The sequence below is a fragment of the Thermosporothrix sp. COM3 genome, assembly GCF_059696735.1.
Map to the genome: position 1 here is coordinate 726,064 of NZ_AP019376.1, position 13,742 is coordinate 739,805.

Annotated in this window: 9 protein-coding genes; 2 read left to right on the forward strand and 7 right to left on the reverse strand. The window is 54.4% G+C overall.

Annotation, left to right across the window (positions count from 1 at the left end; genetic code table 11):
- Positions 1-81 precede the first annotated feature (81 nt).
- The gene (locus KTH_RS03140) at positions 82-1,878 is read left to right on the forward strand and encodes a peptide ABC transporter substrate-binding protein (RefSeq protein ID WP_497616391.1); all 1,797 of its coding nucleotides are present in this window, start codon (positions 82-84) and stop codon (positions 1,876-1,878) included.
- A 56-nt stretch (positions 1,879-1,934) separates the two neighbouring features.
- Here the strand turns inward: KTH_RS03140 and KTH_RS03145 are convergent, their stop codons facing one another.
- The 7 genes from KTH_RS03145 to KTH_RS03175 form a co-directional block, all read right to left on the reverse strand.
- Complete coding sequence (locus tag KTH_RS03145; protein WP_111323970.1) at positions 1,935-2,684, reverse strand: rhomboid family intramembrane serine protease; 750 nt, start codon at positions 2,682-2,684, stop codon at positions 1,935-1,937.
- A 151-nt stretch (positions 2,685-2,835) separates the two neighbouring features.
- The gene (locus KTH_RS03150) at positions 2,836-3,528 is read right to left on the reverse strand and encodes a hypothetical protein (protein WP_111323969.1); all 693 of its coding nucleotides are present in this window, start codon (positions 3,526-3,528) and stop codon (positions 2,836-2,838) included.
- A gap of 88 nt (positions 3,529-3,616) precedes the next feature.
- Positions 3,617-5,152, reverse strand: a complete 1,536-nt coding sequence (locus KTH_RS03155; protein WP_170142721.1) for an amidohydrolase family protein — start codon at positions 5,150-5,152, stop codon at positions 3,617-3,619.
- A gap of 25 nt (positions 5,153-5,177) precedes the next feature.
- Positions 5,178-6,611, reverse strand: coding sequence for a serine/threonine protein kinase (locus KTH_RS03160; RefSeq protein WP_170142720.1), 1,434 nt, complete (start codon positions 6,609-6,611; stop codon positions 5,178-5,180).
- Positions 6,612-6,704: 93 nt separating this feature from the next.
- Entirely contained in the window at positions 6,705-8,825 is a 2,121-nt protein-coding gene (locus KTH_RS03165; protein WP_497616393.1) for a hypothetical protein, read from the reverse strand.
- The gene (locus tag KTH_RS03170) at positions 8,812-9,585 is read right to left on the reverse strand and encodes a hypothetical protein (RefSeq protein ID WP_497616394.1); all 774 of its coding nucleotides are present in this window, start codon (positions 9,583-9,585) and stop codon (positions 8,812-8,814) included. The genes KTH_RS03165 and KTH_RS03170 overlap by 14 nt, the downstream gene beginning before the upstream one ends.
- Before the next feature lie 1,085 nt (positions 9,586-10,670).
- Entirely contained in the window at positions 10,671-11,603 is a 933-nt protein-coding gene (locus KTH_RS03175; RefSeq protein WP_497616395.1) for a hypothetical protein, read from the reverse strand.
- A gap of 808 nt (positions 11,604-12,411) precedes the next feature.
- Here KTH_RS03175 and thiO point away from each other — a divergent pair.
- Positions 12,412-13,545 carry a glycine oxidase ThiO gene (gene thiO / locus KTH_RS03180; RefSeq protein ID WP_111323963.1) on the forward strand — a complete coding sequence of 378 codons (1,134 nt, stop codon included), beginning with the start codon at positions 12,412-12,414 and terminating at the stop codon, positions 13,543-13,545.
- Positions 13,546-13,742: the final 197 nt, after the last annotated feature.

The window sequence follows — 13,742 nt, forward strand, 5'->3', positions numbered from 1 at the left end:
TGGCTGCACACACAAACAGCAACCAACAAACCTCACCCGACACCTCTGAAGGCTCGGGTGCTCAAAGGAGTGCTTGAGAGAATGCGTCACAGCTCATGGCAGAGTGACCAGCGGTACAGGCGTACCGTGATACTGATATTCCTGTTTTTGCCCCTGCTGGTTGTCCTGGTGCTTGGCGGCATCGTCTTTGCGATCGGTTCGCTTTCCAGACAGAACCAGCTTCCAACGTTGGCCCGAGCCGAACAGACCGCCATTTTTCCCGTCTCGGGGACACTGGAAAATAGCTCGCTTGATCCCGGTCGTATCTTTGATTCGTCGGCGAATTTTGTTTCGCACCTGCTCTATACCGGCCTGGTGCAGCTCGACAGCAAGCAGCAGGTACAGCCACAACTGGCGCAAAGTTTTGATCTGGAAAAGGACGGTGTCACCTGGACCTTCCATTTAAAGCCACATCTGCGCTTTAGCGACGGCTCACCCATTACCGCAGAAGACGTTATTTACAGCCTGGATCGCTCGCTGAAGCCTGATAGCGGAGCCCTCTATGCGCCGCTCTCCTATGGGCCAGCAATCAAAGATGCGGAGAAGCTGCGACAGGGCAAGCTCTCCACGCTGATCGGGGAGAGTCTGTTCGCACCGGACAAGCAGACAGTCAAGATCGTCATGAGTGGGCCGAATCGCTATTTTCTCTCCTCGTTAACAACTGCGAATTCGTTTGTTGTCTCGAAACAGTTTCTTCAGAAATATGGCGAGAACTGGACCACCCATCTGGCCGAGGGTGGCACCTCTGGCCCGTGGAAGCTTGCTCGTATCTCGAATACCGCGATACGGTACCTTGAGCTTGTGCCCAATCCCAACTACTACGGTCAGAAACCAAAGCTGAAGAAGCTGCTGGTCCCGTTCTATCAGAATGCACAGACGTTGTTCCGGGCGTATGAGACCAATCAGATCGATATCGCGCCGGTGCCAGCCGACAAGATGCCGCGTGCACAGCAACACTATGCAAATCAGTTGGTACAGGTGCCAGGGACAACAATCGCCTATTACGCGCTCAACTACTTTACGAAGCCGCTGAACAACATCAAAGTCCGGCAGGCGCTGGCGCTGGCGATAGATAAGGATGCCATCGCGCACAATGTCTATGCCGGAACCGTTATCCCGACCAATCACCTGATTCCGACCGCTATTCCCGGCTATGATGAGAACGTTACCGGCCCGGCAGGCGTCCAGAGCACAAAGGGTGATCCCGCGAAGGCGCGACAGTTGCTTGATGAGGGCTTACGCGAGGAGGGCATGACCCGCGACGTCTTCAAGCAGAAGAATATCTTGCTCGAAGTGGCAACCGGTATTCCTGTTGATGTCACCCTTAAAAATGAGTACACTGCAATCGTCAATATGTGGAAGAAGAACCTTGATATCAGTGTGCCAACCTTTGACGCGCCTACCGATAAATTTGCCCGGGACATCAACAGCGCGGCGAAGGATACCAGCGGCCCGGGCATGTGGCGCTATCAATGGAACTCCGATTTTCCTGATCCACGGGCGGCGCTGGCTTCTCAGTTCGGCAAAGATGCCCCGATCAATAATCAGAACTATGGACAGAATTCCGGCTCGAACCTGAGTGAGCAACAACAGACCCAGAACCTGTTACAACAGGCCGATACCGTCTCCAATCCGACTGAGCGCCATCAGCTCTATCAGACAATTGAGCAGCGCCTGATTAACGATGTTGCCTGGATTCCGCTGTATCAAAGTACCCACACCTTTCTACAGAAGCCCTGCCTTCAGGGGCTGGAAAAGAGCGCCGTCGATACCATTCCGCCCGACGATTGGAGCAAGATCTACCTCTCGGAAGCTGAGCCTTGCGCCACACGCCTCTAAGGCCTCTCAAGGAGCAAAAGCAAGCCCGTCATCATAGCGAGACGGGCTTCTTTGTTTTAGTACCAGCGAATTGGTCCCTGTGCGTTGGGATGGCGGGCAAACGGCGGGTAGGTAATAGGTGCGGGTGGTTGTAGCCTGTTCTTGAGCAGCATCGTGATCAGCAACCCGAACACGAAGCCACCAATATGCGCGAAGTAGGCAACGCCGCCCATGCCCTGCTGGGTGTGGGCCAGTCCTGCGACACCATCAAACAATTGCAGCAGGAACCAGAGCCCGATCAGCAGAACGGCCGGAACCGTGACAATGGTAAAGTAGATGAAGATGAAAACAATTGTCCGCACACCCGACCACGGGAACAGGACCAGGTAGGCCGCCAGCACTCCCGCAATCGCGCCGCTGGCTCCAATACTGGGAACGAGCGAGTCCGGAGCCACAAACACCTGCGTCAAGCCTGCCACCAGACCCGCGAGCAGGTAGAAGATCAGGTACCCGATGTGCCCCATTCTGTCTTCAACATTGTCGCCAAAGATGAAGAGAAAAAGCATATTACCTATAAGATGCATCCATCCTCCATGCATAAACATAGAGGTAAAGAGGGTGATATAGACAGGATCGGGAGTAAGGTTTGTTTGAGGCACACCGCGTGAAATCGCCGCTGGTACAACGCCATAGACAGTGATAAAGCCCTGTACGGCGTCTCCAAGCGAGAGCTCGTAGAAGAAAACAAGCACATTCGCAAGAATGAGGCCCCAGGTCATCCAGGGCACAGAGCGCCGTGGACCGGGGTTATCATGAATCGGGATCATACACTGCTTTCCTTCCTCTATTCGGTGCATTTGACCTTCTACTAAACAACACTCTCTGTCGCTTAAATTCGTTGAGAGCAGTTGAGAGCGGTCACCGGAGGAAGAAAGCGCAGAGACCGCCCACGCGAGGCGATCTCTGCTTGTATGTCTCTCAGTTTAACAGGTTACGAACGGTCAGGCCAAAGCGCTCAACGACCGGTCCGAGGGTTGCCAGCAGGATAGAACCAAGCACCGCCGTAATAATGCAGTTCGTGAGAATCCAGCCAAATACGCCGACGTAGAAGGTGTTCGGTGCGGCAACGCCTGTCTGAACCAGAATGAAATTACCATAGAACGCGCCCAGAATGTTCGGGAGCAGGACCGCGCATACCAGGAAAAAGATAAATCCTTTGATCGTGAAAACATCCTTCCCGATGCTGCTCAAGCCGAGACGCGGGGCCAGCAGGCGATACAGAATCATTGGCAGACCCAGTTGCACCAGGTCCACGGTGCCAAACCATGCTGCTGTTGGGAGTGCCTGCCCGACCAGCAGTCCGGCACCCAGAAAATTACCGATATACGCAATAACGAAAGCCCAACCTCCAAACCAGATTGCGAACGGAATGCCGAAACCAATCGCCAGAAACACGCTGGACACGCCCGGCACGCTTAACGGAGCAGCGTTAATTGCGATCATCGAGAGGACGGTATAGACGGCGGTCGCCACGGCTACACCTACGAGCTGATTGAGCGTCGGCCAGCCGGTGAAGCGCAGACTGTACCGTATGCCGCCTGTATGCTCGTGTTCCACATCAGGAGGCGCTGTGGGGCGCTCTGCTCGGGGCTTGTTGATTGATTCTTCCATGCTGCTTATCCTTTCATCTGCTGTGATTCTGCACATTTCCTATGCAGAGGATATTATAAATGTCTTATACCTGATAATGAAAGAGAATTCAAGATATTTCACTTGAAAACGAGTGCTCATCATGTTTGTCGCGATGAAGCACAAATCTGCGTAAAGTATCTATTTTTGTCAGCATCTCGCGGGTATTACCGACGCTATCGAGGCTGGCAGAGAAGCTCGCCCAGCTTCCCTGACAGTGCTCTCGAATCTCGTCACAAAGCGCCTGTTCATCGATACGCGTCGCGTTACCTCGCTCAATCACAATCGTGCCATTGACCAGAACGGTATCAACAGCACTGCCGTTTTCACAATAGACAAGATGCAAATATGCGTCGCGGAACGGCAAGAAGCTGGTCTGGCTCAAGTCAAGCAGCACAATATCAGCCAGCTTGCCCGCTTCGATGGTGCCGATATCGCCGCTCAGGCCGATAGCCGTGGCTCCGCCGCAGGTGGCTGTATGCAGAATGCTGCTGGCGGCAGGCCACTGCTTATAGTCCAGGTGTGGGAAGTTGTGCATCAGCCCGGTGAGCTTGAGGACATCGAACATGTTCTGATTGTCGTTACTGGCCGCTCCATCGCAACCAAGCGCGATCGTGACACCCATATCCAGCGCCTGACTGAACGGGAAATGCCCGCTTCCCAGGCGCAGATTGCTGACCGGATTATGCACAAGGGTCGCGCCCGTTCGCGCCAGGCGTTCCAGATCGCCGGGATCAAGCCAGATCGCGTGTGCCAGCGACGTGCCGGGTTTCAGCACGCCTTGCTTTTCCAGATAGGCAATACCGCCTTCTCCCAGTTCCTTGTGTATGACCTGTGCCTGTACCTCGGTTTCGACGGCGTGCAGGTGCATCTCGGTCTGGTAGGCTGTTGCCAGATCGAGACAGCGCTGTAGGAGCGTCTCGCTGCACCAGTGAATCCCGCTTGGACCAACCAGACAGCGTAAACGGCCCTGATCGCGATTATGCCACATCTCAAGAAACTGCTCGACTGTTTCGAGCTGTGCATCAATAGCGGGCCACTCCTGGAAGCGGCTGACAAATGGATGATGCGGAAAGTCAATGCCACAGGCCGCGCCATGTTCTAGCACCATGTCCCGATCTTCAATTGAGGGAGCAACAGCGGCCCGAATGCCGATATCATGATAGGCCTGCATGACGGCATCCAGATAGCACCCGGTCACCCCGCTCACGGTCCAGAGGTGGTCCAGTACGGCGGTGGTGCCGCTTTTAAGCATTTCGAGCGCGCCAAGCATTGCACTGAGATAGGCAAGCCGGGGTGTCCATGTGATGCTGCTTCCGAAGAGCGGAATAAGCCACAGTTCGAGAGGCAGTGACGGAGAGGTGGCTTTTAACATGTTTTCCAGGGAGTGCGTATGAGCGTTGATAAGACCCGGGATCGCGAGTCGATTCTTCCCCTCAATCACTTTCTCTACCAGCAGTGGATTATACTTCAAAGTTCCGCTTGCGCCAACTGCCTTGATACGATTCCCCTGTAACAGGATATCCTGTTCCGGTAGAAGGTGTCCCGGAGCGTCAGGAGAGAGAAGTGCACACTGTTGAATCAGAACCAGGGATTCATGTTGCATGCTTTCACCTTTACATTCTACGTTGTTATCGGCTGAGTTGCTCGGCTCGTTCATAGCACTCTGTTGCCTCCTGATGCTTGCCCAGTGCATCCAGCGTCGCACCGCGGTTTGTCCAGCTTTCGGGGTCAGCGGGGTCGAGCTGGATCGCCTGATTGTAGGCGTCGAGCGCGTCTGGGTAGCGTTCCAGCGCGAAGTAGGCGTCTCCAAGTGCCAGCCAGAGCGAGGAGCGGCGCCCGTCCAGTGAGATCGCCTGCTGATAGGCATGAACTGCGCCGTTGTAATCGCGGTTGGTAAAGAGCTTGCCACCGAGCTTCTCCCAATCGTCTACAGGCGAGCGGGGTACGCTTGCGCCCAGGTTATAGACAGCCATCTTCTTTAACTGCTCCACATCGTCCTGCGTCAGTTGGGGGGTGACTTTGGCCCCGAGGAACTGCCGCTTGACTGGAGCCACACCGGGAAAACCGGGCATAGAGCCCGAACGCGCTGTGGGAGCCATGCCGCTCTGTGCAAGCAGCTCATGCAGGAAAATGTCGATGCTGGCAAAGCGCTGTGTGGGCTGTGCGTGCGTCGCACATTGCAGCACGGAGCGCATCACCTCATATTCTTGCGGAAGGAGCAAGCGAGTAAAGAGCTGCTGACAGAGCACACCGAGCATGTATTGATCGCTCAAGGGCGTAACTGCGTCCCAGTACAGCCGCAGCCTGCCCGTTTGCAGACTGGTTTGGGCGATATCGTAAAGTTCGGGCGCGAGATAGGGAACCGCCGGCGGATGCATGCGCCCGAGGCCAAAATCAGCCAGCCAGAGGCGGTCCCTGCCATCGACAAGAATATTGCCGGGGGTGAGCGCTCCATGCACAATATTCTTTTCGTGTGCGGCGCTCAGTGCGGCCCCCGCTTGCTGGATCAGTTGAAACAGGAGTGGGCGCAGAGATGGTGCCTGTCGCTCTTGTGAAACACGCTTTTGCTGCTCATAATGCAGGAGAAGCTGCTGTATGTTGCCGGGCGCATACTGACAGAGCGTTAGAAGATAGACCGCGGTCTCGTTGTAGGTGCTCAGGAACTCATGCAGAGGTCGGGTGCTTGCCTGACGCTGATCGGGCTGCCAGGGTGCGCAACTGAAAACCGCCTGAATCGAGGGATGACGGAGCAAGGTCGCCCGTCGCACCTCGCTACGGGCCTCTTCCCACAGGCTGCTATTCGCTGGATCTGGATACAGCAGCTTGAGCGTGACCGGTTGCTTTGAGCGCACATGAAACGCCAGGTAGGCCCGGCCAAACCGGCTGCTCCCGAGGTGACGCTGTACCTGATAGACGCCCAGTTGAGCGCCTGCTACCAGATGGCCACAGAGGCGGCAGATAATCGTATCGGAGCCCACTGTATGCGCGGGTTGCCCCAGACAGAAAGCCGTGGTTCTCGCCTGTGTTCCCGAGCTAGAATACCCTGAGTTCGGTTGCTTCATAAACATGTTCGCTCCGGCCTTTCCGCGCATTGCATCACTCTGCCCTGCATATCGCCTCGGCGAAAGACGATATGCAGGTTGCACTACTCCTTGCTATTCGGCTGATGGCTTTTTAAACTGGCGAAAATGATCGTACAGGGTAAATGATCCGCCTCCCTGCTGGTCTGGCAGCAGCGAACCGCTTGTCACGCGCTGCTTGCCTCCTCCGTTGGATGAGGTTTCCAGCTCAAAGGGACGCATAGGCGCGGTATCCATAGGGCCTGGCCGTCCCGCCTGCTTCGGCAGCAGCGAGTGTTGCTGTTGAAAGAGCAGGTCGAGCTCGCGGATCATGCGATCAAGTAGCATGCGTTCAAAGCTGGCATGCCCGTTCTGATCGAAGAGCGGAGAGCGACGCACCTCATAGAGCGAGTCACGGAAGCGGCGCAACAGATTGCCCATTGTTTCCAGGTTGCTTGTCTGGCGTCGCTGCTGATTCTCCAGCAGGCGTTGCAGGTGAATCAGGCCGGTGATAATCGGGCGTAACTCGGAGGTGCTTTGTGGTGGCGGCTGATCGAGCGTCCAGGCCGGTTGACCCTGAACAATGCGTTCCAGCGCCTTTTGAATCTCCCGGCTATCACGTGCCAGCCGGTCGTATCGCATGCCCCGCTCCGACATGGCGCTGAGCCGGTCAAGCATCAGGTTCAGGCTGATCGCGATAGGCAGCAATGGTCCCGGGACGGTCGGAGCACGGGCCGAGAAATCGCCGCGCGCCACACGAGCATGCACTTCTCGCAAAATACCGATGCCCTCTTCAAGCACACGCTTTTCCTGCGCCGTGCGAGTCGCTTCATCGGCCTCGCGCTTTGTCACCTGAAGCTCACGCCGTGAGATGACCAGCTCACCGCGAATCTGCATGGTCAGACGGTTGTTTTCGATCAGTGTCAGCGCCTGACGAATAATGACGATGAGAATCAGGGTCAGGGCTATGATGCAGGCCAGAACAAGCTTATTCCCTCCTTTTGGTGCCACATAGAGCAGCAGCAATGCGCAGGTGAACAGCGCCAGCACGAAGGGGGAAATGGCCTGGATGGTTGCGACCAGTGGCGAATAGCGCCGGCGAAGCGTTATCTGTGAGGCTACAAGCCGCGAGCTGTTTAACGCGTCCTGTCCCTGCTCATGAGCGATACTACGCGGATATTCAATCGCCGCCAGACCGACCAGCGACATGCTGAGCGGCCAGAGGATATCCTGTATGGTGCCGGTATTAAAGCCAGTCGTGATCGAGTAGAAGCCCATCAGGCTATCTGTGATTGCCAGACAGAAGAGGCCCAGGCAGAGCCGCAGAAAGACTGGCTGCTGTTCCCGGTTCGAGAGCGGGCTGAACATCAGGAATGCGCCAACCGCGACCAGAAAGAGATCTCCTGTCGGAAAATAGACGGAGAGGAAGGCCGCGCCGGGACTGGGGGCCTGCGAAAGCCCTGCAATGGCCGGTTCGAGCTGGAAGAACCATGAGAGCGCCAGAGCCGCACCGATCACCGCCAGCGCATCCAGCAGCAGGCGCACTCGTCCGACGGCGGCTTTATTGCGTCGGGTCAGCAGAATTGTGCCCGTCAGGAAAAACGGGTATGAGAGCACAAAGCCGATATCGTAGACCCCTGGATAGGGGACTGCCGAGGAGTCCATGCGCACGTCATAGCTGGTCCAGATGGCCTGGCCACTTGCATAAACGGCGACCGCGATGGCAAGGAAGGTCCAGGCAAAGAAGGAGCGGCGGGCCGCCTGGTAGTCGGCGCGTGCGCTGGCAACCTCGTTCGGACTATGTTTCCAGCCCTCTTTCTGTTGCAGATCGTGCTTTAACAGCCGTGTCAGACGGTACAGACGAAAAGTGATGCGCAAGCAGAAGAAAAGGCCAATCGCCTCACCGGTAAATTGAAGAATATCTGAGGTACTTTTCAGGAAAAAGCTTCTTCCCGGTGTCTGCCCGATCAGGTTCATCAGGATGAGAAAGAAGGCGAAACCGGTAATAAAGCAGAAAACAATCCAGGTGCCGTAACGCTCGCCCCAGAGGTCACGGGCCAGCGCCTCGCCATGAAAGATGTTGGTCTCGTCTTCGGCGTTGTCTATCTGGCTTACTGGTCCCTGAGCAAGCGGCTGAACGTTGAGCATGTCAAGCCCGGATGTTCGATAGAGCGCCTGCCCGCTCTCGTTAAAGCTGATGGGGTTATTTGAAGACATGAGGTTGACCCCCTTTCTGCACCTGCGCTTCTCGCGTCAGGGGTGCGAGCCGTTGCCCGCGTATGCCCTGCAAACGTGACATGACAAGGACCTCTTCCTCTGGTCTCTCGTTTGTTTGCCCGACAAAGGACGTTTCAAAATCAGTGATAATCTCGATCACAGGGATCTGGTTGTATGGATCGTTCAAGTCTATTGGCGGTATCTGCCTGTTGTCGCTCCTCACTGGACCAGATGCCAGAAAGTTCCAGCGCCCGAGTATCCTGTTCAAATAGCGATCCAACCCAAAGGAAAGCTCTGAATTACTGAGAAAGAGGCCGAGAAAAAAGAGCGCGTACACAAGCGCCAGGCCGATATCTGTTGTGTCCTGGAAAAAAATGGAGCCGCCAAAACCTTTGATGGTTGACCAGACGAAGAGCGAAAAGCATAGACCGATCAGACAGATCGTGTTCATCCAGGCTCCCAGGATCAGACAACAGCCGATGAGCGTTGCCAGCCCCGCCAGCAGCGGGCCAGCTATCTGTGGAGACTGATTGATGGTGTGTTGCCAGAAGGAGAGCCAGACGGCCAACCAGGCCGGTTGATCTGCACTGGCTATTCGCTCCTGTAAGTGAGCCTGAAAGCCGGGCTGCCAGGCAGTAAAGGCATGAAAAAGCCAGATACACCCGAAAAGGATGCGCAATCCTGTCAACCCTTTGACCCGCCATCGTGCCAGCATGGGCGAGACATCCGGCTCTTTTCGGTACGGCAGTTGCTTGTTCACGATGGCCCCCGGTGAGAGAACGGCTGCATGACGCTTGCGGGCACCCGCGGGTCTTTGCTCGTCAAGCTGCCATACAGCCCGATACTCATCGCACTCTTGAAGCTCTCAAAAAGCCGAGCGCATGGAAGGGGAATGAACCGCTTTACCCTGCTCGAATCGATACCACAGAATCCGAGTGGGCCCTGTCCTGTAGAATGCAGCATGTCTTCCATAGCGCCAACTTCTATGAGTGTTCCGACACTCAGTGTTCGGATGTGCCCCGAGGCGATGTCCTTACAAGAACGCACTACGAAACTATTTGCAGTCACAGCACTATCGGTAGTATAAAGGGTAACAATTTTCACTATCTCCTTCTTTCCTTCCGTGGCTTTCGAGTGCGCTGTATAGTCGGTTGCTCTTCCAGTGTTGGGGGCTTGTATAAGACAGTGAAAAGACATGTATCGAAGCGGGAAGGGCTGTCTGTCAAGCCGGCGAAGTTGATGGCAGAAGATCAGGCTGCGTGGGGTTCTATCGGAGCGTGTGGAAGCCGCTACCTGGCTTGCTGGTATCGTGTGGCCAGGTGAACATGGCTGTACGCCGCATAAAAAGATAGATGATTCTCGCTTGCGCGTATTGAGAAGCGACCTGACTTCGTATTTCGTTGTACATATTCAGAGAAACACTTCTTGAAAAGAGCTATGGCAGTGAAAAAAAGACGTTGTTTTGTCTTATACCAGTCTTATGTAGCACAGTGTCGCACATTTTTTAATATGTTTTTTATACAAAAAAGTAGCATTTCGTTAAAAAATGTGTTATCCTATGTGGAGCAGCGAATATATTCGCTATGTGTAAACCGGAAACGACTTCCATTCGTTGCAGAAGCAAGCGAAAGGGTGGGATGCAACGAGACATAGCGGCTATATTTGCTGCGGGGGCTTTCTTTCAGGCTCCAGAAATGCAACAGTGACAACTTGTGGTGTGGGTAAGCTGTTTAATATAATGTGCTGCAATGTCATACATCTGGAAGTGTAGGGTGTGTGGTCAAAAATGGGGATATTTTTTCGGTGCTACCGAGGGAACCGGTGCACCGAAAGCTGGATAGATGTTTAGCCTTCTTTCTCGCGCTTTTTGTGGCCGGGAGAGTACATCAAAATGTAGCCCGTTTCCAGTATTGAAGAAATCTCAATACCGAAGGTTCGGGTCTTGATCCGGGTACGCGAGAGGACGTTGCGCACAGGTCGCATTTCCTGATCCCATACCCCCTCTTCCTGAGCCTCTTGCAGTCGTTGGCGGCAGCGCTCAATTGCCGCTTCGGTCACTCTTCCGGTGGTGAAGCTGGCGAGGAGCACTTCGTATGGACAATAGTACGGATACGATTCAAGGAGTGGAAGCAGCACACAAATTTCACTGGTCGTAAACTGCTGCTCCATGAGCATATGAGGACGATCATGCATAATGGCGAGGTGGGAAAGTGTGCCCAGTGTCGTATTCAGCGCAAGTGTATGACCCGTTGGTAGCAGCCCTTGCAATGAGAAGTGCAATACCTCCTCTTCCATGTCTTGCACATAGCTCATTGGGGTTTTAACTTTGCGTATTGACACTTTGTGCATACTGTTTCTCCTTTTGTGTGGATTGAACTGTGTTTTTGGTCGTTCCCCGTAAAATAGCTCTCGCACTGGTAGGCCAACCGTTGTGCCTGCCAGTTCGCTGAGAGCCCCTTTCCGCCAGCGCTTTGACCGCTGCTCATTAAGAGTTTGCGGGACGCAGAAGAAGCGATGATGAGCGGAGAGGCGTGCGATCCCGGGATGCGATGAGGTGTGTCCAATGAGCAAGAAGGGTGCCAGTTCAGAGGCCATTTCCCTATGAATGGTGTGCACAAGCAAGTGCCGCAATGGCTCATGCTTTGACACTCCCTCCGCTCCAAAGGGGAGGGATTTATCTTTCAACCGAGGGGCTGGCGCATCATCGCGGCACGCTGTCCAGAAGCGTTTGACGAGGGGCGCTCGCCGGTTCTCATCTGCCCGACGGGATCTATTCATGAAAAAGGTTATAGCACAGGTAGAGCCCCTGTCGGGCGGTCTCCTCGTCCTCTGCCCGGAGTTTGCAATTGCGTCATTCATCACCTGGTTCAATCCCGGATCTTTCTGACGCATTTTTGTAAACCTTCCATTGTTTGCCTTTCGCCCAATATTGAGACGTCGCTAGCACACAGAGATGACCCTACCTGATGTCAAGAGCCAGCCAGTATGGAAAGCCCTCCGTCACTGCGCTTGATAGGTGCTTCCAGGAGAAAAACGCCAGATGGCGCAATTCTGTAATCTGGTACTGGAAATACGATCTATTTATACATTACATGATATATTTGGAAAAATCAATGCTGTCCCGCTTTTCGCTTCTTATTCCTTACTTGAAGTATGTGAATAATCTGTGAAAGAGCATCAGAGGATTCCATTTTCTACTATTGTTGTTTCTTTTTCCTCTATAGTAACTCTTTGAAGCTCCCATTCGCTTTGGTCTGGCTTCAGCGGGTCTTTTCCTCTGGCAGCAGTGCCTTTCTTTCTTGTTTTTGTTGAGTTCGGAGCGCCTGTTATTGCCCCTGACAGGACGTTGTACATGATTTATGCGCAAAAGGAGTCTTGACGAACTTTCGATTACAAACCATACTCTAAATAAAGGGGAGAAAAATTCCAGGAGAAGGATTGTTCCTTCTCAAAAAAAGTGGGGGTACCCCTGATATTCACCCGTTGCCTACCCATTTCTGTCTGGCGAGTATCAGTTCTGTACCTGGTTTTGACCCAATCTCACCCGGTGTTATACCAAGTTTCACAGTTTGGAGTACATTTGTTCATGACCACACACCACCACACTACAGATGTTGCGATTATTGGCGGCGGCGTATCTGGCTGCGCGATTGCCTATCAGTTACGTCAGGCTGGCGTCTCTGTGACGGTAATTGAGCGCGAGGATATTGCTTCCGAGTCGTCGGGCGCGGCGGCAGGTCTCCTTTCTCCCCTGGGAGCGCTGTTAAAGCCATGTCCGCTTACTGATTTGCTGCTGGAAAGCTGGCGGCTTCACCCGCAGATTTTCCCGATTATCGAACAACTGAGCGGTGTCCAGACCGAGTACTATCGCCTCGGCTCTCTCCGCACTATTTCGGCTGGCGATGATCCCGAAATCCTGCGTCAGAAATTACGCTATTGGGAGCAGCTTGGCTTTGCTGTCACCTGGCAGTCAGGCGATGAGGCCCGACAGCGCGAGCCATTGCTTGGATCAGTGGTTGCGGCGGCGGTCTATGCTGAGGATGAGGGGAGCATTCGTTCGCCTCAGGTCACTCGTGCCTATGCCGGAGCTGCTCGTAAGCTTGGCGCAACCTTCTTCGACCATACTGAAGTGACCGGAATCGAGCGCTCGGGCTCACGGGTAACCGCGGTCCACACCTCGCAGGGAACCACCATTTCATGCGGTCATCTGGTTGTAGCCGGTGGCGCATGGTCGGATCGTTGCGGCGAGTGGCTGGATCTGGCAATCCCGGTGCATCCACTGCGCGGGCAGATTCTCTCGTTGCATCAGCCGGACGTGCCCTTGCAGCATATTGTCTTTGGTGAAGGTGTCTACCTGATCCCCAAGCGCGATGACACGATCTATGTGGGGGCGACCGTTGAGCCGGGAAGTTACGAGAAACGTCCCTCGGCGGAAGGCGTTGCCTGGTTGCTCAATAGCGCGATTCGATTGGCTCCAGAACTGGCGAAAGCCTATATTGCAAATATCTGGGTCGGTCTACGCCCGGGGACGCCCGATGGCAACCCGATTCTTGGGACGGCTCCCGGTTGGGAGAATGTGACGCTGGCGACTGGTCATAATGGTGTCGGGTTTGAGCTGAGCGCAATCACCGGCAAGTTGATCGCCGAGCTGATTACAAGCGGTCAGACACCTGAACTGTTGCTTCCGTTTGCGCTGACACGATTCCAGCAGACGGTGTAGCATTTCTTGTAGCACACGGGCGGAGCTGGTTTTTCCTCTCTCTGCCCGCTGTGCCCGAAAAACAGACCAGGTAGAAATTATTCCTACCTGAAAGAAAGAACGCTTCTTCTGGTCTGCCTGTCTCTTCTGCTTACAAGAATCCTCCTCTTTCTTAGCTTTCCTCTGGATTTTTCTCTTCTATCTCGAAGTTGAAAAAG